Origin of the sequence: Nonomuraea sp. 3N208 (assembly GCF_052245935.1) — a bacterium.
Lineage (GTDB): Bacteria > Actinomycetota > Actinomycetes > Streptosporangiales > Streptosporangiaceae > Nonomuraea.
The window spans coordinates 185,474-204,556 of the sequence record NZ_JBQQBR010000012.1 but is presented as its reverse complement, the minus strand read 5'-3'; the positions used below and the strand labels follow the sequence as shown (position 1 = coordinate 204,556).

Here is a 19,083-nt window from a genome sequence, read left to right as displayed (position 1 = left end):
GCCGGATGCCGCGGCCCCGGGCCAACCCGGGGTTCCAGGCCATGGTCAGGAAGGGACGGGCCCGCAAGGGGTTCCGCATCGGATGGATCTCAAGCGATTTACACGTGGGCCACTGCTGTGGATCCTGGGCATCGTCGTGCTGCTCCTGCTCGTCACCCAGCTGTGGAGTGGCGGCGGTAATTACAAGCAGGCCGACACGTCCTTGGTTCTCCAGCAGATTCGCGCCGGGAACGTCAGCAACGCCAAGATTGTCGACAAGGACAACCGCATCGAGGTGACGCTGCACAACGCGGTCACGGTCAGGGCGGGCGATCAGCCGACGAAGCTGATCCAGTCGGACTGGGTGACGGGTTACGGCAGCAAGCTGACCGATGAGCTGCAGGCTCAGGTCCAGGCGGGCAAGACCAAGAGCTTCACCACCGAGGTGCCGTCGGAGAACATCCTCGTCAGCCTCCTGGTGAGCTTCCTCCCGATCGTCATCATCGTGCTGATCTTCCTGTTCATCATGAACCAGATGCAGGGCGGCGGCTCGCGCGTGATGCAGTTCGGCAAGTCCAAGGCCAAGCTCATCACCAAGGACACCCCCAAGACCACCTTCGCCGACGTCGCGGGGGCCGACGAAGCCATCGAGGAGCTCCAGGAGATCAAGGAGTTCCTGCAGGCCCCGGCCAAGTTCCAGGCGATCGGCGCCAAGATCCCCAAGGGCGTGCTGCTGTACGGCCCGCCCGGCACCGGCAAGACCCTGCTGGCCCGCGCCGTCGCGGGCGAGGCGGGCGTGCCGTTCTACTCGATCTCCGGTTCGGACTTCGTCGAGATGTTCGTCGGTGTCGGCGCCTCTCGGGTGCGTGACCTGTTCGAGCAGGCGAAGGCCAACGCCCCGGCGATCATCTTCATCGACGAGATCGACGCCGTCGGCCGCCACCGCGGCGCCGGCCTGGGCGGCGGTCACGACGAGCGCGAGCAGACGCTCAACCAGCTGCTCGTCGAGATGGACGGCTTCGACGTCAAGGGCGGCGTGATCCTCATCGCGGCGACCAACCGCCCGGACATCCTGGACCCGGCGCTGCTGCGTCCGGGCCGTTTCGACCGGCAGGTCACCGTCGACCGCCCCGACCTCGAGGGCCGCAAGGGCATCCTCAAGGTTCACGGTCGCGGCAAGCCGTTCGCCCCCAACGTCGACCTCGACGTCATCGCGCGCCGCACCCCCGGGTTCACCGGCGCCGACCTGGCCAACGTGATCAACGAGGCCGCCCTGCTCACCGCGCGGGCCGACCAGAAGCTGATCACGATGGACCTCCTCGAGGAGTCGATCGACCGCGTCATGGCAGGGCCCGAGCGCAAGTCGCGGGTCATGTCGGACAAGGAAAAGAAGATGATCGCCTACCACGAGGGCGGTCACGCGCTGGTGGCGCACGCGCTGCCCAACTCCGACCCGGTCCACAAGATCACGATCCTGTCCCGCGGCCGCGCCCTCGGTTACACGATGACGCTGCCGATGGAGGACAAGTTCCTGGCCACCAGGTCGGAAATGATGGACCAGCTCGCGATGCTGCTCGGCGGCCGCGCGGCCGAGGAGCTCGTCTTCCACGAGCCGACCACCGGTGCCTCCAACGACATCGAGAAGGCCACGGCAGTCGCCCGCCGCATGGTGGTCGAGTACGGCATGAGCGAGCAGCTCGGCGCCCGCAAGTTCGGCAGCGGCAACGCTGAGGTGTTCCTCGGCCGCGAGATGGGCCACGAGCGCGACTACTCCGAGAAGATCGCCTCCACGATCGACGAGGAGGTCCGCCGGATGATCGAGACGGCGCACGACCAGGCGTGGGACATCCTGGTCGAATACCGCGACGTGCTCGACAACCTGGTGCTCGAGCTCATGGAGAAGGAGACTCTCTCCCGCGAGATGGTGCTGGAGATCTTCTCCCCGGTGGTCGTCAAGGAGCACCGCCCGTCCTACGCGGGTTACGGCAAGCGGCTCCCCTCGGACCGCCCGCCGATCCTGACCCCGAAGGAGAAGCAGTCGGCCAACGGCTCCCTTACCGCGGGCCACCAGGACGCGCTGCCCTCCGGCGACTCCTTGTGACTCAGCACGGAAAGATGTTTGCGTGACTCAGCACGATGTTGACCTGGGCAGGATCGAGAAGGCCGTCCGCGAGATCCTCTACGCCATAGGCGAGGATCCCGACCGCGACGGCCTTCTCGAGACGCCTGCCCGCGTCGCCAGGGCCATGGCCGAGCAGTATTCAGGGCTCGGCCAGACGCCGGAAGGCGTGCTGACCAAGGTGTTCGATGTCGATCATGACGAGATGATCCTGGTGAAGGACATCGAGGTCTATTCGACCTGCGAACATCATCTGGTGCCGTTCCACGGGCTGGCCCACGTGGGCTATATCCCGAACGAGAAGGGGCAGGTCACGGGTCTTTCCAAGCTCGCCAGGCTGGTCGATGTCTATGCTCGCCGTCCCCAGGTCCAGGAGCGGATGACCTCGCAGATCGCCGACGCGCTCATGCGGGTGCTGGAGCCGCGCGGGGTGATCGTGGTCGTCGAGGCCGAGCATCTCTGCATGACCATGCGCGGCGTACGCAAGCCGGGCGCCAGGACCGTCACATCGGCGGTCCGCGGCGACTTCCGGACCAGCGACAAGACCCGAGCAGAGGCGATGGCGCTCATCCTCGGCAGGTGAGGATCGTTATCCACAAGAGGGGACCCGCCATGTCAGCGGGTGCGGCGGAACGCCTAGGCTTGGCCCATGACTAGCGTGCCCATCAGCGTGCCGGAAGGTGCGGAGCGGTGCCTCGTCATGGGTGTGGTCAATGTGACGCCCGACTCCTTCTCCGACGGCGGGATGTGGTTCGACGAGACGGCCGCCATCCGGCACGGCTTCGAGCTGGTCGAGGAGGGGGCCGACATCGTCGACGTGGGCGGTGAGTCCACGCGTCCGGGCGCGGCCAGGGTGTCGCTGGAGGAGGAGCTGGCCAGGGTCGTCCCGGTGATCAGCGCACTGGCCGCCGAGGGAGTTCCGGTTAGCGTCGACACGATGCGCGCGGAGGTCGCCAAAGCCGCGGTCGAGGCGGGCGCGCGGCTGGTCAACGACGTGAGCGGCGGTCTGGCCGACCCGGAGATGCCGCGTGTGGTGGCGGCGACCGGGGTCACTTACGTGGTGATGCACTGGCGCGGCCACAGTCATGACATGGAGACCAGGGCCGTCTACACGGACGTGGTCACCGAGGTGCGCGAGGAGCTGAGCAAGCGGGTGGACCTGGTGCTGGCCGAGGGGGTGTCGCAGGAGCAGATCGTGCTCGACCCCGGCCTCGGCTTCGCCAAGAACGCTGAGCACAATTGGGCGGTGCTGGCCGGGATCCCGCAATTGGCCGAACTGGGATATCCGCTGCTCATCGGGGCGTCACGCAAACGGTTTCTCGGGCGGCTGCTGGCCGCCCCCGACGGCACACCCCGGCCGTTCAGCCGAAGCGACGACGCCACGCTGGCCGTGACCGCGCTGGCCGCGCACACGGGCGCCTGGTGCGTACGTGTGCACGAGGTCGGCCCTAACGCCGACGCCGTGCGCGTGGCCGCCGCATGGAAGAGAGCGGGAGCGGGAGCAGGCACATGAGCGTGGACACGGCCGCGATCGAGACGGTCAACCAGGAGTTCTACACCGCCATCGAGAGCGGCGATCTCGACAAGATGACCGACATCTGGGCGGAGGACACGGCCGATGACCAGGTGAGCTGCGTGCACCCCGGCTGGACACTGCTGGCCGGTCGGTCGGAGGTGCTGCGGTCGTGGGCGCTGATCATGGCCAACACCACCTACATCCAGTTCGTGTTGACCGACGTCAACACGACGGTGCTGGGCGACGTGGCCGTGCTCACCTGTGTGGAGAACATTCTGACGGCCGGCGAGGAGGGCGAGGCGAGCTTCGCTGCCGGCAAGGTGGTGGCCAGCAACGTTTACGTCCGCACCCCGCAGGGCTGGCGGCTGTGGATGCACCACGGCTCGCCGGTGCTCCAGGGAGACGACGACGAGGAGGAGGAAGGCGAGCTTGAGCGCTGATCGCATCGCTCTCAAGGGCCTGCGGGCCAGGGGGAGGCACGGTGTGCTCGCTGCCGAGCGGGAGCTCGGCCAGGAGTTCGTGGTCGACGCGACGCTGTTCCTCGACACCGCGCCCGCCGCGGCCGGTGACGACCTGACGAAGACCGTCCACTACGGGGAGCTGGCCGAGGCCCTGGTCGCGGTCGTGGAGGGCGAGCCGGTCGAGCTGATCGAGACGCTCGCGCAGCGCCTGGCCGACGTGTGCCTGGCCGGCGAGCTGGTGCACAAGGTCGAGGTGAGCGTGCACAAGCCGGCGGCGCCGATCCCGCTGTCGTTCGACGACGTGGTCGTGACGATCGAGCGGAGCCGGGCATGAACGTCGACGATGTGGTCGTGACGATCGAGTGGAGCCGCGTATGAAGGTCGTCCTCGCTCTGGGCAGCAACCTGGGCAACAGGTTCCAGATCCTGCAGGGCGCCGTGGACGTCCTGTTCGACGCGCCTGACCTGGAGTTCGTCAAGGCGTCACCGGTTTACGAGACCGACCCGGTCGGCGGCCCCCCGGGGCAGGACCCCTACCTCAACGCCGTCGTGATCGCCGAGAGCATCCTGGAGCCGCGTGCGTTGCTGGAGCGGGCGCTGAGCGTGGAAAACGCCTTCGGCCGGGAGCGCGGGGAGCACTGGGGCCCGCGCACGCTCGACGTGGACCTGATCGTCGTGGGCGACACCGTCTGCGACGACCCGGATCTGACGTTGCCGCATCCGCGTGCCCACGAGCGGGCGTTCGTGCTGGTCCCCTGGGCGGAGACGGACCCGCAGGGCATTGTGCCCGGTCACGGCCGGGTGTGCGACCTGCTGGAGGGGCTCGACAAGCAAGGGGTACGCCTGCGCCCCGATCTCACGTTGCAGAGGCCGGATTGAGGCCCACGCAGCCCGGCCGCTTGGTCGGCATCCTCGTCGTCGCCGCGTTGATCACGTGGGCGGCGGTCCGGCAGTTCTACTCCGACCTGCCTTTGATGCCGTGGACGGCGATCCCGACCGTGTTGCTGCTGGCCATCGGTGAGGGCTTCAGCGCCTGGGCCACCAAGGCCAGGATCGCCAGGAAGCCGGGGACCAAGCCGGTGGAGCCGCTGGCGGTGGCCAGGCTGGCCGCGCTGGCGAAGGCGTCGGCGTACGCGGGGGCGGTGTTCGGCGGGCTGTTCGCTGGATTCGCGCTCCATACGGTGCAGCTGCTGGACCGTGAGACGCCGCGTACTGAGTTCATCGTCGCGACGGGCTCGTTCCTGGCCTGCGTGCTGCTGGTCTGCGCGGCGCTCTACCTGGAGAACGCCTGCCGCATCCCCAAGGATCCGCAGGATCAGACGTCGAAATAGTCCTCGTCCTGCCGGACCTCGCGACTCACCGCTCCTGCCAACACGTTGCGCCGCAACACCCGCAGCGCAGGGCGGATCACGTCGCTCGGCCGCCGACCTCCTCGTCCTTCTTTTGCCTGACAGGCGCGCGACGGCGGCCGAAGAGGTAAATGACCGGGGCGGTGCAGATCAGCGGCCCGACGATGGCGATGGGGCGTTCGAGCCACCATCTCAGGTCCGGCGGGATGGTGATGCCCAGGGTGCCGAAGAGCCACCACGACAGCCCCAGCGCGATGGCCATCCCGGTCGTGTGGAACAGGAACAACGCCAGCGCGTACCGGTTGATGAAGTCGTTGGTCCGGCGCCAGACCGGCCGCTCGAGCACCCGTTCCATGGCCGGCCGCAGCACCTCGACCAGCCCGATCTGGAACAGCAGCAGGGCCACGATCACGAACGTCGGCGGGGCCATGTTGGACCACTTGTCGCCGGGCACGCCCACCATCGAGCCCGGGTAGATGCCCGAGTACACCAGCCCGAACAGGGCGAACAGGCCGGTCCACAACAGGGCGACGTCGTAGCGCCTGGGGAGGGTCACGATCCGGTCGTAGAAGAACCCCGCCTGGTGCGCCAGTCCCCACACAAGGATCATGTTGAGCCAGCCCACCCCGTCCACGTCGTACCGAAAGCGCACCACGTCCACCACTAGGGCCGCGCCGCCGAGCCAGATCAGGGTCAGCACGTCGTAGCGTTGGTGCAGCCAGAGCGCCACGGGAAGTAGAGCGATCAGCACGAGGTAAACGCCGAGGAACCACAGAGGGCTGAGCACCAGCAGCACCACACGCCACATCCAGTCCACCTGGAACGTGAACGTGACCACCGCGCCGACCGCGATCCACACCCCGGACAGGAACAGCGCAGGTAAAGCCAGAGCCCGGATCCGGCGCCAGACGAACGACCCGATGCCCACGCCGCGCTGCTTGGCCCGGTGCCAGGACAGCAGGTGCACGTGCCCGCCGACGTAGAAGAACAGCGGCAGCACCTGCAGCAGCCAGGTGAGTATCCACAACCCCGAGGTGAAGCCGAGCGGGCTGGTCGGCTCGGGGCCGTGCGGCTTCCACACGAGAATCGTGAACGCCCAATGCCAGACAACCACGACGATCAGGCTCAGCGCCCGAAGCCAATCAACGTATTTGTCGCGTTCTGGGGCATTCACTTGTCGATATCACCCACAACGAAGAACATCGAGCCGAGAATGGCCACCATGTCGGCCACCAGGTGCCCGGGCAACATTTCCCGCAGCACTTGAATGTTGCTGTACGAGGCCGAGCGCAGCTTGAGCCGCCACGGCGTCTTGTCGCCCTTGGAGACCAGGTAGTAGCCGTTGATGCCGAGCGGGTTCTCGGTCCACGCGTACGTGTGCCCCTCCGGCACCTTGAGCACCTTCGGCAGCCGCTGGTTGATCGGCCCGGGCGGCAGCGACCGCAGCCGCTCGGCGCAGGCGTCGGCCAGCTCCAGCGAGACCTTGAGCTGCTCGAACAGCACCTCGAACCGGGCGTGGCAGTCGCCCCCGCTCCGGGTGATGACCTTGACGGGCAGCTCGGGGTAGGCCAGGTACGGCTCGTCGCGACGCAGGTCGAAGTCCACCCCGGAGGCTCGGGCGAGGGGGCCGCTGACGCCGTACTGCATGATCTGCTCGTGCGTGAGCACCCCGACGCCCTTGGTACGGGCCAGGAAGATGTCGTTGTGCAGGATGAGATCCTCGATGTCCGGCACGCGACGGCGGGTCTCGGCGACCGCCTCCGACACCCGGTCCAGCCAGCCGAGCGGCAGATCCTCCTTGAGCCCGCCGACCCGGTTGAACATGTAGTGCATGCGCCCGCCGGAGATCTCCTCCATGACCGCTTGGATGCGCTCGCGCTCGTTGAAGGAGTAGAAGATCGGCGTCATCGCGCCCAGCTCCAGCGGGTAGGAGCCGAGGAACATCAGGTGGCTGAGCGCCCGGTTGAGCTCGGCCAGGAGCGTACGCGCCCACACGGCCCTGACCGGCGGCTCCATGCCGAGCAGGCGTTCGGCGGCGAGCACCACGCCCAGCTCGTTCGCGAACCCCGCCAGCCAGTCGTGCCGGTTGGCCAGCATGATGATCTGCCGGTAGTCGCGGACCTCGAACAACTTCTCCGCCCCGCGGTGCATGTAGCCGATGATCGGCTCAGCGGTGGCGATGCGCTCGCCGTCCAGCGTCAGCCGAAGCCTGAGCACCCCGTGCGTTGACGGGTGCTGCGGGCCGATGTTGAGGATCATGTCCTCGGTGGCCAGCTCCTTGGCGCCTGCACCGATTCCGACCACGCGTTCCGTCATATGGCCATGCTGCCACCGTCGCAGTTGGTGATCCAGGGTGGGGGATGGTCAAGGAATGGTACGGAAATGCATCGCTACTGCGGACATGGGGAGGAGTCGGGGGAACGGGGGGAGTTAGCACTATGAAGAAGGTTCTGTTCGATATCGCTGTCTTGATCGCGCGGGTGGCGACCGGCGTGGTCTTCATGGCGCACGGCTTGAGCAAGTGGCAGAGCGGACTCGGCGCCACGGCGCAGGGCTTCAGGGAGATGGGAATCCCGTTGCCCGAACTCTCGGCCGGCTTCGCCAGCGTCGTCGAGACCGTGGGCGGCCTCTTCCTGATCCTCGGTCTGCTGGTCCGGCCGGTCGGCCTGCTGTTGCTGATCAACATGCTCGGCGCGATCGCCTTCGTGCACTCGACAAAGGGGATCATGGTGACCGAGGGCGGCTGGGAGCTGGCGGGTGCGCTGGGCGCGCTGAGCCTGCTGTTCCTGGCCGTCGGCGGCGGGCGGATCGGACTCGACGCGCTGTTCGGGGCGATATTCCGGCGCCGCGCGGAGCGCCGGGCCGCGGAGGGCGGCATGGGCGCCCACCGGCGCGGCGGAGCCTCGGGCCGCACCGAGGGGATGACGGGCGCCGGGGGGGCCGGTGGTCCGTTGACCCCCTCGGAGTCCACCACGGCTGAGCGGCCGAACGTGCCCAGGCAGCCGACGGCGTCCAGGGCGGACGTGAGCGACGAGGAGATGCGGGACATCGACGCGCTGGTCTCCGACGACCAGCCAGAACACCGCAAGCCGCCGAACCGGTGAGCCGGCGCCAATGATCGGCTGAACCACCGCGCCGCCGGCTCAGCCGGAAGAGCCGCCGACCCGCCGGCTCAGCGGGATACCAGGTCCCGCAGTGCCTCGACGAGCCGGTCCACGTGCTCCTGCGTGGTCCCGATGCCGATCGAGGCGCGTACGGCGGATGTGGTTCCGTCCTCACAATCGGCGTGCTTATGGTCGCGCCCGCTTCGGCCTTCGTTGGCTCCTGCGTCGCTCTCTACGGCCGAGCTCCTGCGCTCGGCGGCAGCAATCAACAGGTGCCGCACGAACGGGTGCGCGCAGAACTTCCCGTCGCGCACGCCGATGCCGTACTGGCCGGACAGCACCTCGGCCACCTCGCGAGCCGAGTGCCCGTCCACGGTGAACGACACGATCCCCACCCGCGGGTGATCGTCCCCCCACAGGGACAACTCCCGCACGCCCTCGATCGAGGCCAGCCCCGACCGCAGCCGGGCCAGCAGCCGCTCCTCCTCGCGTACCAGCGCCGTCCAACCGGTGGCGGTGAGCGCGTCGCAGGCGGCGGCCAGCGCGATCGCGCCCAGCACGTTCGGGGTGCCCGCCTCATGGCGCGGCTCCGGGTCGTCGTGCCACTCCACGTCGTCCTCGACCGAGCGCACCGCGCCCCCGCCCTTGAGGTACGGCTCTCCGGCGGCCAGCCAGTCCCGGCGCCCGATCAGCACCCCGGCCCCGAACGGCGCGTACAACTTGTGGCCGGAGAACGCCACATAGTCCAGGTCGAGCGCGGTCAGGTTGAGCCGCCGATGCGGTACGAGCTGCGCCGCGTCCACCAGGATGCGGGCCCCGTGGCGGCGCGCGATGTGGGCCAGGGCGGCGATGGGCCAGAGCTCACCGGTGACGTTGGAGGCGGCGGTGACCACGAGCAGCTTCGGCCCCTCGATCCCGGCCAGTGCCTCGTCGGCGGCGCGCACGGCCTCGCCCGGGAACGCAGGCGGTGCCAGCCGTACGGACTTGGCCCAGGGCAGGAGCGAGGCGTGGTGCTCGGTGTCGAAGACCACGGTGGTCGTGCCGGCGGGCAGGCAGCCGGCCAGCAGGTTCGTGGCATCGGTGGTGTTGCGGGTGAAGATCACCGCGTCATCGGGGCGGGCGCCGACGAACGCCCTGACCGTGTGGCGGGCCTGCTCGTACCTGGCGGTGGTGAGCTGGGAGGCGTAGCCGGCGCCGCGGTGGACGCTGGAGTAGGCCGGGAGCGCGGCGGCGACGGCGGCGCTGACCGGCTCCAGACAGGGCGCGCTGGCCGCGTAGTCCAGGTTGGCGTACCCCACCAGCCGGCCGCCCTTGACCGGCACCTGGAGGTCGGCCCCGAGCACGGCGGGGATCGGCCGGCTCGCGGTGGCGGCGGGGGCCTGGGTCTCGCCAGATGCCTGGGCGGGAACGGGGTCGAAGATCGTCAGCGTGGACACGGCACATCTCCCTCAGGGACCATCGGACCCCTGGAGCAGCCACGGAGCCCGCGCTTGCCCGCCACACCGCGTGACGGACCAGGTCTTCACCCGGGGCACCCCGCCGCGGACGCGAGGGTTGCCGGCCAGCTAGCCGGGGCTTGTCGCTGGCACTCATGACCTACGCCCGCACTATAACCCAGTCCCCACGGCAAAACGCAAACCGGCGAACTTTTGCGTGTCTTGACTCGTTGCTACCGGGGAACCGCGAGGCACATGTCATGGAGGTGCGCTGATGTTGGACTGGGTGACCGACCCGCAGATCTGGATCGGTTTCTTCACCCTGGTGGCCTTGGAGATCGTGCTAGGCATCGACAACATCATCTTCATCTCCATCCTGGCTGGGAAGCTACCTCCCGAACAACGTGACAGAGCCCGCGTCCTCGGCCTGGCGGCCGCCCTGATCAGCCGGCTGCTCCTGCTGCTGGGCCTGTCGTGGGTGGTGCGGCTCACTGAGCCGCTGTTCGCCCTCTTCGGCCACGAGATATCGGGACGCGATCTGATTCTGCTGCTGGGTGGCCTGTTCCTGCTGGCCAAGAGCGTCACCGAGATCGGCCACAGCATGGACGCACCCGCGGCCAAGGACGGCAAGAAGGCCGCCGCCGCCTCCTTCGCCTCCGTGATCGTGCAGATCATGGTGCTCGACGTCGTGTTCTCGCTCGACTCGGTCATCACCGCGGTCGGCATGGTGGACGAGCTCGGCGTGATGATCGCGGCCGTCGTGGTGGCGGTGCTGGTCATGTTGTTCGCCTCCGGGCCGATCAGCCGGTTCGTGGACCAGCACCCGAGCATCAAGATGCTGGCGCTGGCGTTCCTGGTGCTGATCGGTGTGGTGCTCATCGCCGAGGGCCTCGACCAGCACATCCCGAAGGGATACATCTACTTCGCGATGGCGTTCTCGGTCGTCGTGGAGCTGCTGAACATCCGGATGCGCGGCAAGCACGCCAAGCAGGCCGAGCAGGAGGAGGAGGTCCTGCCTGAGGCTCCTAGTATGAAGTAGTGCGCTTTGATCCTTGGAATCCGGATTTCGTGGCTTACCCGTACCGGGTCTACGACGAGCTGCGGCGCGAGGCGCCCGTCTGCTACTTCGAGCCGACGAACCAGTGGCTGATCTCACGTCACGCCGACGTGAACGTGCTGCTCAGAGACCGCCGGCTGGGGCGGTCCTTCCTCCACGTGGCCACGCCGGAAGAGTTCGGCAGGCAGTCCGAGCCGGACTTCCAGGATCCGTTCTGGCGGGTGATCAGGGCGGGCATGCTCGACGTCGAGCCGCCGGTGCACACGCGGCTGCGCCGGTTGGTCTCCAAGGCGTTCACGCCGCGCATGGTCGAGTCCCTGCGACCGCGCGTGCGCGCGATCGCCGCGGGGCTGGTGGACACGTACGTGGAGAAGGGCGGCGGGGACCTGATCGCTGAGGTCGCGGAGCCGCTCCCGGTGACCGTGATCGCGGAGATGCTCGGCATCCCCGACCGGGATCGTCACCTCCTGCGCCCCTGGTCGGCTGACATTTGCGGCATGTACGAGCTCAACCCCACGCTCGACGCCCAGCACACCGCGGTGCGCGCGGCCGCGGAGTTCGCCGATTACCTCAAGGCCCTGGCCCGCGAGCGGCGGGAGCGTCCCGGTGACGACCTGATCAGCGCGCTCGCCGGGATCACCGAGCTGACCGAGGACGAGCTGGTCGGCACCTGTGTTCTGCTGCTCAACGCCGGCCACGAGGCGACCGTGAACGTCACGGGTAACGGCTGGTGGTCGTTGTTCAGGAACCCCGGCGAGCTGGCGCGGTTGCGTGCCGACCGCTCTCTGCTGCCGACCGCTGTCGAGGAGCTGATGCGCTGGGACACGCCGCTGCAGATGTTCGAGCGGTGGGTGCTGGAGGACATCGAGGTCCACGGCGTGACGATTCCGCGCGGGTCGGAGGTTGCGCTGCTGTTCGGCTCGGCGAACCGGGACCCTGCGGCGTTCGAGGATCCGGACCGGCTGGATGTGGGGCGGGCGGACAATCCGCACATCTCCTTCGGGGCCGGCATTCATTTCTGCCTGGGCGCGCCGCTGGCCCGCATCGAGCTCATGGAGTCGTTCGGCGCGCTGCTGGACCGGGCGGCCACGCTGGAGCTGCGCCAGGAGCCGGTCTGGAAGCCCGGCTACATCATCCGCGGCCTGCACGCTCTGGAGCTGACCGCCGAATGACCTGAGTGGAGTCAGCCGACGCCGGTCCAGAGCCGCCGGCCGAGACCGGCTCACCGTCGCTGGTCGAGCCAGCCGAAGCCGCCGAGGCCCGACGGGTCGATGAGCTCGCCCTCCTCCGACGCCCTGGCCAGGGCCCGCAGGTAGGCGCGCGGATCGGTGCCGGCCAGCTCCATGGGCGGCCGGGTGCCGGTGATCCCCAGGGCCCGCAACGCGTCACGCTGTGTGGACAAGGTTGTGGATATCGCGCCGGCCCGCCGCCCCGCCGCGGCGCACGCGTCGAGCGCGACATGGGCCGTGATATCGCAGGTCCCGTCGGGAATCGGGGCGACCACGGCGCCGTCGCGGTACCCCGTCAGCGTGCCGCACAGCGGGCGGTTATCCACAGGATGTGCATAGTCGATGGCGATTGCCCGGCCCCCGGTGAGGCGGGTCACGACCGAGGCCCAGGCCTCGTCGCGGGGGCGGCCGATCTCCGCCCGTGAGCCCACCCGGGGCAGTGGCCACCACCGATCCAGCCACTCCCGGTCGGCGGGCCGCAGCGGGCCGCCGAGGCGCTCCTCGCCCGTACGGCTGTTGACCAGGACGAGCCGCGGGCCGTCGGCCGTCTGCTCGGCCACGTCCACCGGGACGTTGTCGAGCCACTCATTGGCGATGGCCAGGCCCGTGATGCGGTCCGGCAGGCCGGCGCGCCAGCTGATCCGCTCGGGAAGGCCCTGCGGCCTGGGGGAGAGGTCGACGGCCGTGACCCGCAACCGGTCACGCAGCGTGGGCTCGGCGGCGGCCAGCACCTGGGTCACCAGCACGCCCTCACCCGCGCCGATGTCGACCAGGTCGAGCGCCTCCGGCTCAGCCAGCTCGGCGTCCACCTGTCGCAGCAGCGCCAGCACCGCGTCCGCGAACGCCGCGGAGGCGTTGACCGAGGTGCGGAAGTGGCCTGACGGGCGCTCGCGGAGGTAGAAACCCTCCTCGCCGTACAACGCCCGCTCTGTTGCGGCACGCCACGTGAGCCACATGCCTGGACTATCTCACGACTTTCGACTGACACGGAGAGTTATAGATTAACTACTCTTTGTTCTCACCTTGCGCTACTGTTACCCAGCGTTACCTAGCGATCTCGCTCCGCTAACCCCCCACTGGCGGAGCCGATCGTGCTGACCGAGCAAGCATTCGCGGCCCGGTGCCGCGAGACCGAGAGGAGCTCTCATGCTGAAGAAGATCGTAGCCGTGGCCGGAGCCGCCGCCATGCTGTCGCTGGCCGCCCCGGCGGCGCACGCCGACGTCACAAGCGGCAACGGCGGCGTGCTGTCCGGCAACCAGGTGCACCTTCCGATCAGCATCCCGATCAACGTCTGCGGCAACGCGGTGGCGGTCATCGGTCACGCCATCGCCGGCTGCAAGGGTGGCGCCAAGGTGATCGGCTACTGATCGACGAAGGGAGCCCGGTCCGGCGCGGTCCGGTCCGGGCTCCCGTCCCGGCCGGTCAGTCGGCGGATGAACCGGCCAGGCGCACCTCCAAGGGTCGCATCGATGCGGGCGTCGGGTCCGGCCAGGACTCGGCGCCCGCGGCTATGCGGTGAACCCCTCTCCTCATCTCTTCCGACAGGGGGTGCACCTTTTGTATGCCCTTGTCGCTTTTGTCGTTAACTCAACATGCGGCAAAGCACCGGTCACATCTGTAGTACTGAGGGGCCGTTACGCTGGTCGGCAGTGCCATTTGCTCGACAGGGGTGTGACGTCATGGACGCAGGGGATCGCCCGGCACGGCTGACCGTCGGCGTGCTCGGGTCGGGCAAGGTCGGCTCGGCTCTCGGTGCCGCGTTGGCGCAGGCAGGACACCGCGTCGTGGCCGCGAGCGGGGTGTCGGACAACTCCCAGCGATGGGCCGCGGAGCGGCTCGGCGTCACGCCGTCGCGTCCCGACGAGGTGGTGGCGGCGGCCCAGCTGATCCTGCTCACCGTGCCCGACGACGCGCTGCCCGACCTCGTCAACGGTCTGGCCACCACCGGGGCCGACCTGAAGGGCAAGCTGCTGGTGCACACCAGCGGGGCGTACGGGCTGTCGGTGCTCGATCCGGCGGCCAGGGTCGGCGCGCTGCCGCTCGCGTTGCACCCGGTGATGACGTTCACGGGCCGCGACGACGACCTCAACAAGCTCACCGGCATCTCGTACGGTGTGACCGCGCCCGACACATTGCGCCCCATCGCCGAGGCCCTGGTGATCGAGATGGGCGGCGAGCCGGTCTGGATCGCCGACGCCGACCGCGCGCTCTACCACGCGGCGCTGGCCGGGGCGGCCAACCACATGGTCACGCTCATCGCGGAGTCGCAGGAGCTCCTGGGACGCATCGGCGTCGAGCATCCGGGGCGCATGCTGGGCCCGCTGCTCGGCGCCGCGCTCGACAACGTCCTGCGGCTGGGCATCGCCGGCCTGACTGGACCGGTCGTGCGCGGCGACGCCGGCACCGTGCGCAAGCATGTGGACGCGCTGATCCTCGCGGCTCCTGAGGCGGCCGACGCCTACATCGCGCTGGCCAGGCTCACGGCCGACCGCGCGCTGGCCGCGGGACTGCTCAAGCCGGAGGAGGCCGAGCGCCTGCTCGACGCCCTCGGGGGCAACATATGGACCTGACGGCGAGGCGCGAACAGCGAGGGAGTGCCGTCGCCTGGAGGAGCGGCGGGAGCGCAGCGACCAGAGCGGGGGAAGGCGACGGCATATGGCGACCGAGCCGCCTCACGGAGTGAGGCAATGAACAGCGAGGGAGTGCCGTCGCCTGGAGGAGCGGCGGGAGCGCAGCGACCAGAGCGGGGGAAGGTGGCGGCATATGGCGACCGAGCCGCCTCACGGAGTGAGGCAATGAACAGGGAGGGCACTCACTATGGATCTGATCGTCGCCAGGAACCGGGACGACCTGGTCAAGGCGCGGACCGGTGGCGAGGTGGCCCTGGTCCCGACCATGGGAGCCTTGCATGAGGGGCACCGGTCACTGATCAGGCTCGCCCGGGCCCGGGCCGATCAGGTCGTGGTCAGCATCTTCGTCAATCCCCTGCAGTTCGGGCCAAGCGAGGATTTTTCGCGATATCCCCGGACATTTGACGCCGACCTCGAGGTGTGCCGGTCCGAGGGCGTGAGCGTGGTGTTCCATCCGTCCGCCGAGGACATGTACCACCCCGATCGCCAGGTGAGCCTGCACTCCGGCCGGATGGGCGAGATCGTCGAAGGCGCCTCCCGGCCGGGGCACTTCGACGGCGTGCTGACGGTCGTGCTCAAGCTGTTCAACCTGGTCCAGCCGCACGTGGCGATCTTCGGGCAGAAGGATGCCCAGCAACTCGCGCTGATCCGGCGCATGGTGGCCGACCTCGACGTGCCGGTCGAGATCATCGGCGCGCCCACCGTACGCGAGCCCGACGGCATGGCCCTGTCCAGCCGCAACCGCTACCTGTCCGCCGCAGACCGGCAGGTGGCGCTGGCGCTGTCCCGGGCACTGCGCGAGGGCGCCGCCGAGCCGGCCCCTTCCAGGATCCGGGCGGCCGCACGGGCGGTCCTCGACGCGGCCGGTCCCGAGCTCGACGTGGACTACCTGGTCCTGGTGGACCCGGCGACGTTCACCGAGGTAGGCGAGACGTACTCGGGTGAGGCGGTGCTCGCGGTGGCCGCCAGGGTCGGTGCCACGCGGCTGATCGACAACGTCATCCTGACCTTGAATCCCGCCTGAGGCGGATTACCGTCGAGGTCATGACCGACGAGGAGTTACGGGACGAGCTGCTCCGGCGGATGAAGGTCGACCAGGCCATGCGCGACCCGGCCAAGGGATTTCCCAGCGGCCGGCAGCTGACCCGGCTCCAGAAGCTCGACGAGGGCAACACCGCCTGGCTCTACTCCGTGGTCGCCACCCGCGGCTGGCCGCTGGTCTCGCAGGTCGGGGAGCGGGCCGCGCGGGCGGCCTGGCTGCTGGCGCAGCACGCCACCTCATTGGAGGCACAGCGCTTCTTCCGCGAGGTCTTGGCCGACGCCGTGGAGCGGGATGAGGCGTCGCCGCGCGATCTGGCGTACCTGGAGGACCGGGTGCGCGTGCGCTCCGGCCGCCCCCAGCTGTACGGGACCCAGTTCCATGACGGCGTGGACGGCCTGGAGCCCATGCCGATCGAGGAACCCGAGCTGCTCGACGAGCGCCGCGCGGCCGTGGGGCTGGAGCCGTTCGCCGAGTACGAGGCGTTCATCAGGAAATCCGAGGGCATCGGGAAATCCGAGGGCGTCGGGAAGGTCGACGGCATGGGCAGGACCGAGGGCGGCTGAGCACCCCGGGGCATGCGCACGCCACCCCGGGCGTTATCGTCATATTGACGAAATCGCCTCAGTGGAGGAGACCCCGAATGAGCGCACCGGCGATTCCCCTGCGGCTGACCGCTCCCGCGCCCGGCTGGACCGCCGAGGCCGACGTGGTCGTCGTGGGCTCCGGCATCGCGGGCCTGACCGTGGCACTGCACTATGCCGAGCTGGACCCGACCGCCAAGGTCATGGTCGTCACCAAGGACGTGTTGTCGTCGGGCTCCACGCGCTGGGCCCAGGGCGGCATCGCGGCCGTGCTCGACCCACGCGACACGCCCGAGGAGCACCTGAACGACACGCTGCTCGCCGGGGTCGGCCTGTGCGATGTGAAGGCGGTGCGGACGCTGGTGACCGAGGGCCCCGCCGCGCTGCGGCGGCTGATGGCACGTGGCGCCAACTTCGACCGCACTCCCGACGGGAGGCTCCAGCTCACCAGGGAAGGCGGGCACCGGCGGCGCAGGATCGTGCACGCCGGCGGCGACGCCACGGGCGCCGAGGTGCAGCGGGCGCTCGTCGAGGCGGTGCGTGCCGCCTCGATCGAGGTGATCGAGCACGCGCTGGTGCTCGACCTGCTCAAGGACTCCCGGGGTCGGACCAGGGGCGTGACGCTGCACGTCATGGGCGAGGGTGCGCGTGACGGCGTCGGCGCGGTGCTGGCCAGGGCGGTCGTGCTGGCGACCGGCGGCATGGGCCAGGTGTACGCCGCCACCACCAACCCCATGGTCTCGACAGGCGACGGGGTCGCGCTCGCGCTGCGTGCCGGAGCCGTGGTGCGTGACATCGAGTTCGTCCAGTTCCACCCGACCGTGCTCTGGCTCGGGGAGGGCTCGACGGGCCAGCAGCCGCTGATCTCCGAGGCGGTCAGGGGCGAGGGCGCGGTGCTGATCGACCATGACGGCAACCGGTTCATGCAGGGCGTGCACGAGCTGGCCGACCTGGCGCCGCGCGACGTCGTGGCCAAGGCGATCATGCGGACGATGCGCGCGACCGGCCGCGACCACGTCTACCTCGACGGCCGCCACTTCGGCAGGGATAAGTGGGAGACCCGGTTCCCGACGATCTACGCGGTCTGCCGCGAGCACGGCATCGACCCGGCCGCCGAGCTCATCCCGGTGGCCCCGGCCGCCCATTACGCCAGCGGTGGCGTCCGTACGGACCTGCGCGGGCGTACCTCGATCGCGGGCCTGTACGCGTGCGGCGAGGTCGCCTGCACCGGCGTGCACGGCGCGAACCGGCTGGCCTCCAACTCCCTGCTCGAAGGGCTGGTCTTCGCCGAGCGCATCGCGGAGGACATCCACCAGGCACGCCCGGCGCCGGGCGACCCGGTCGCGAGCCAGACTGCGCCCGGGCTGGCCGATCCCAGGATCAGGGCGAGGGTCCAGGCCCACATGAGCACCGGGGCGAGCGTGTTGCGCAGCCGCGAATCACTGCTGGCCACGGCCACGGCGCTGCGTGACGCCCGCTGGACCCCCGTCGAGGTGCCGGCCTGCACCGAGTCATGGGAGGTCACGAACCTGCTGACCGTCGCCACCGTGCTCACCGGCGCGGCGGCGGCCAGGCTGGAGACGCGTGGCTCACACTGGCGCGAGGACCATGACACTCGCGACGACGACGAATGGCTGGGACACCTGGATGTGACCCTGACCGAGGAAGGCCCTCGCATGACGTACACGCCCCATGGGATCCCCGCACGCCTGACGCAGGAGCTCACCGCCGCCGGGCTCGACCCGGCCGAGGTGGACGCGCTGATCGACCGGGCGCTCGAGGAGGACCTGCAGGAGGTCGGCGACGTGACGAGCCTGGCCACCATCCCGGCTGGGCAGCGTTCGACGGCCGATGTGGTGGCGCGCAAGGACGGTGTCGTGGCGGGGCTGGCCGTGGCGGAGGCGGTGTTCGTACGGCTGGGCGCGGGGCGTACCGAGCGGAGGGCCAAGGACGGAGAACGGGTCAGGGCGGGCGACGTGCTGATGACCGTCGAGGGCCCGACGCGGGCCCTGCTGACGGCCGAGCGGACCGCCCTCAACCTGCTCACGCACCTGTCCGGGGTGGCCACGCTGACCGGTAGGTGGGTCGAGGCGATCAGTGGCACGGCGGCGCGGGTGCGCGACAGCCGCAAGACGCTGCCCGGGCTGCGGGCACTGGAGAAGTACGCGGTGCGCTGCGGCGGCGGCGTCAACCACCGGATGTCGTTGTCGGACGCCGCCCTGATCAAGGACAACCACGTGGTGGCGGCGGGCGGCGTGGCCGAGGCCTTCAGAGCGGTCAGGGAGCGGTACCCCGACCTGCCCATCGAGGTGGAGATCGACCGGCTGGACCAGTTGGAGGCCGTGCTGGACGAGGGGGCCGAGGAGATCCTGCTCGACAACTTCACGATCGAGGACACCGCTCGCGCCGTACAAGTCGTGAAAAATCGGGCGATAAACAGGGTTGCCGTTGAAGCCAGCGGGGGATTGACCTTGGAATCGGCCCGCGTGGTGGCCGAAACTGGCGTTGACTATTTGGCGGTGGGAGCGCTTACGCACTCGGCGCCGGCCCTGGACATCGCACTGGATCTGCGGGGGTAAT

Annotated in this window: 19 protein-coding genes and 1 riboswitch; of the genes, 15 read left to right on the top strand and 4 right to left on the bottom strand. The window is 69.3% G+C overall.

Features of this window, described 5'->3' with window-relative positions:
- Positions 1-82: 82 nt before the first annotated feature.
- From ftsH to ACTWPT_RS20215, 7 genes are all read left to right on the top strand, one after another.
- Complete coding sequence (ftsH, locus tag ACTWPT_RS20245) at positions 83-2,080, top strand: ATP-dependent zinc metalloprotease FtsH (RefSeq protein WP_443178980.1); 1,998 nt, start codon at positions 83-85, stop codon at positions 2,078-2,080.
- A 22-nt stretch (positions 2,081-2,102) separates the two neighbouring features.
- Positions 2,103-2,681 (top strand): GTP cyclohydrolase I FolE, encoded by a 579-nt coding sequence (gene folE / locus ACTWPT_RS20240; RefSeq protein WP_443178979.1) that lies wholly within the window; start codon positions 2,103-2,105, stop codon positions 2,679-2,681.
- Between the two features lie 66 nt (positions 2,682-2,747).
- Positions 2,748-3,611, top strand: coding sequence for a dihydropteroate synthase (folP, locus tag ACTWPT_RS20235; protein ID WP_443178978.1), 864 nt, complete (start codon positions 2,748-2,750; stop codon positions 3,609-3,611).
- Positions 3,608-4,054, top strand: coding sequence for a nuclear transport factor 2 family protein (locus tag ACTWPT_RS20230; RefSeq protein ID WP_443178977.1), 447 nt, complete (start codon positions 3,608-3,610; stop codon positions 4,052-4,054). The genes folP and ACTWPT_RS20230 overlap by 4 nt, the downstream gene beginning before the upstream one ends.
- Entirely contained in the window at positions 4,044-4,409 is a 366-nt protein-coding gene (gene folB, locus ACTWPT_RS20225) for a dihydroneopterin aldolase (protein ID WP_443178976.1), read from the top strand. The genes ACTWPT_RS20230 and folB overlap by 11 nt, the downstream gene beginning before the upstream one ends.
- A 40-nt stretch (positions 4,410-4,449) precedes the next feature.
- Positions 4,450-4,953: a 2-amino-4-hydroxy-6-hydroxymethyldihydropteridine diphosphokinase gene (folK, locus tag ACTWPT_RS20220; protein WP_443178975.1), complete on the top strand. Its 504-nt coding sequence runs from the start codon at positions 4,450-4,452 to the stop codon at positions 4,951-4,953.
- A 20-nt stretch (positions 4,954-4,973) separates the two neighbouring features.
- Positions 4,974-5,405 (top strand): DUF3180 domain-containing protein, encoded by a 432-nt coding sequence (locus ACTWPT_RS20215; protein WP_443178974.1) that lies wholly within the window; start codon positions 4,974-4,976, stop codon positions 5,403-5,405.
- Positions 5,406-5,481: 76 nt separating this feature from the next.
- Here the strand turns inward: ACTWPT_RS20215 and ACTWPT_RS20210 are convergent, their stop codons facing one another.
- Positions 5,482-6,597: an acyltransferase family protein gene (locus tag ACTWPT_RS20210; RefSeq protein WP_443178973.1), complete on the bottom strand. Its 1,116-nt coding sequence runs from the start codon at positions 6,595-6,597 to the stop codon at positions 5,482-5,484.
- Complete coding sequence (locus tag ACTWPT_RS20205; RefSeq protein WP_443178972.1) at positions 6,594-7,739, bottom strand: NADH-quinone oxidoreductase subunit D; 1,146 nt, start codon at positions 7,737-7,739, stop codon at positions 6,594-6,596. The genes ACTWPT_RS20210 and ACTWPT_RS20205 overlap by 4 nt, the downstream gene beginning before the upstream one ends.
- A 122-nt stretch (positions 7,740-7,861) precedes the next feature.
- Here ACTWPT_RS20205 and ACTWPT_RS20200 point away from each other — a divergent pair, with 122 nt between their 5' ends.
- On the top strand, positions 7,862-8,527 hold the full coding sequence (locus tag ACTWPT_RS20200) for a DoxX family protein (RefSeq protein ID WP_443178971.1): 666 nt from the start codon (positions 7,862-7,864) through the stop codon (positions 8,525-8,527).
- Between the two features lie 68 nt (positions 8,528-8,595).
- Here the strand turns inward: ACTWPT_RS20200 and ACTWPT_RS20195 are convergent, their stop codons facing one another.
- The gene (locus tag ACTWPT_RS20195; RefSeq protein WP_443178970.1) at positions 8,596-9,963 is read right to left on the bottom strand and encodes an aminotransferase class V-fold PLP-dependent enzyme; all 1,368 of its coding nucleotides are present in this window, start codon (positions 9,961-9,963) and stop codon (positions 8,596-8,598) included.
- 45 nt (positions 9,964-10,008) lie between these two features.
- Positions 10,009-10,124, bottom strand: a riboswitch (SAM riboswitch).
- A 113-nt stretch (positions 10,125-10,237) separates the two neighbouring features.
- Here ACTWPT_RS20195 and ACTWPT_RS20190 point away from each other — a divergent pair.
- Positions 10,238-11,002, top strand: a complete 765-nt coding sequence (locus tag ACTWPT_RS20190; protein ID WP_443178969.1) for a TerC family protein — start codon at positions 10,238-10,240, stop codon at positions 11,000-11,002.
- The gene (locus ACTWPT_RS20185; protein ID WP_443178968.1) at positions 11,002-12,192 is read left to right on the top strand and encodes a cytochrome P450; all 1,191 of its coding nucleotides are present in this window, start codon (positions 11,002-11,004) and stop codon (positions 12,190-12,192) included. Before ACTWPT_RS20190 ends, ACTWPT_RS20185 begins: the two co-directional genes overlap by 1 nt.
- Before the next feature lie 50 nt (positions 12,193-12,242).
- Here the strand turns inward: ACTWPT_RS20185 and ACTWPT_RS20180 are convergent, their stop codons facing one another.
- The gene (locus ACTWPT_RS20180) at positions 12,243-13,205 is read right to left on the bottom strand and encodes an SAM-dependent methyltransferase (protein WP_443178967.1); all 963 of its coding nucleotides are present in this window, start codon (positions 13,203-13,205) and stop codon (positions 12,243-12,245) included.
- Positions 13,206-13,395: 190 nt separating this feature from the next.
- Between ACTWPT_RS20180 and ACTWPT_RS20175 the strand changes: the two genes are divergently transcribed.
- From ACTWPT_RS20175 to ACTWPT_RS20155, 5 genes are all read left to right on the top strand, one after another.
- Positions 13,396-13,617, top strand: coding sequence for a chaplin family protein (locus tag ACTWPT_RS20175; RefSeq protein WP_443178966.1), 222 nt, complete (start codon positions 13,396-13,398; stop codon positions 13,615-13,617).
- Between the two features lie 312 nt (positions 13,618-13,929).
- Positions 13,930-14,820: a Rossmann-like and DUF2520 domain-containing protein gene (locus tag ACTWPT_RS20170; protein WP_443178965.1), complete on the top strand. Its 891-nt coding sequence runs from the start codon at positions 13,930-13,932 to the stop codon at positions 14,818-14,820.
- A gap of 247 nt (positions 14,821-15,067) precedes the next feature.
- Positions 15,068-15,904 carry a pantoate--beta-alanine ligase gene (panC, locus tag ACTWPT_RS20165; protein WP_443178964.1) on the top strand — a complete coding sequence of 279 codons (837 nt, stop codon included), beginning with the start codon at positions 15,068-15,070 and terminating at the stop codon, positions 15,902-15,904.
- Between the two features lie 20 nt (positions 15,905-15,924).
- On the top strand, positions 15,925-16,485 hold the full coding sequence (locus tag ACTWPT_RS20160) for a DUF6624 domain-containing protein (RefSeq protein ID WP_443178963.1): 561 nt from the start codon (positions 15,925-15,927) through the stop codon (positions 16,483-16,485).
- Between the two features lie 77 nt (positions 16,486-16,562).
- A complete protein-coding gene (locus ACTWPT_RS20155) occupies positions 16,563-19,082 on the top strand; it encodes an L-aspartate oxidase (RefSeq protein WP_443178962.1) in 2,520 nt (839 codons plus the stop codon).
- Position 19,083: the final 1 nt, after the last annotated feature.